Consider the following 621-nt stretch of genomic DNA (forward strand, 5'->3'; position numbering starts at 1 on the left):
GTGCTGCTGATCATCTTCATGATCTCGGCGCCGCTGCTGACGGTGGGCGTGCCGGTCGAACTGCCCAAGACCGAGGCCAGCGCGGTTGAGATCAAGTCCGAACCCCTGTCGGTCAGCATCGACCAGCAGGGCGCGATCTTCGTCGGCGACAGCGAGACGGCGTTCGACGCCCTGTCCACGCGCCTGTTGACCGAGGCGGGCGGCGCCAACAAGGCGGCCGAGCGGCCGGTGTTTGTGCGGGCCGACGGGCGCGCCCCCTATCAGGCGGTGGCGCGGGTGATGGCGCGATTGAGCGCCTCGGGCTTCACCAAGCTGAACCTGATCACCGACACGGCGCCGGAGGCCTGAATCCTTTGCGTCGGCCGAGCCCCGCCATCCTCGGATCGCTCGCCCTGCACGCCGGGGCAGTCGCGCTCGCCTTCTTGATGGTGTCGCCAAAGATGGACGAGGACGAGACGCCGCTGGTCGCCTCGGTGCCGGTGACCATCGTGTCGGAGGAGGTGATCCAGGCGGCGCCGGCGGACAATCCGCAGCCCGAACCCTCGCCCGACGACGCGGCGACCGCCCCGGTGCAGCAGCCCGATCCCGTGCCGCCGACGCCCGAGCCGACGCCGCCGCAAC

At 70.7% G+C, this 621-nt stretch carries 1 protein-coding gene and 1 pseudogene; both read left to right on the forward strand.

Features of this window, described 5'->3' with window-relative positions:
* Window positions 1-348, forward strand: a 348-nt coding sequence (locus tag B3T77_RS09740) for an ExbD/TolR family protein (protein ID WP_292079153.1), incomplete at its 5' end; no start/stop codon positions are given.
* Between the two features lie 5 nt (window positions 349-353).
* Window positions 354-621: pseudogene (locus B3T77_RS09745) on the forward strand (hypothetical protein); the annotation flags it as partial.

This window comes from Brevundimonas sp. UBA7838 (genome assembly GCF_002500885.1).
Classification (GTDB): domain Bacteria; phylum Pseudomonadota; class Alphaproteobacteria; order Caulobacterales; family Caulobacteraceae; genus Brevundimonas; species Brevundimonas vesicularis_C.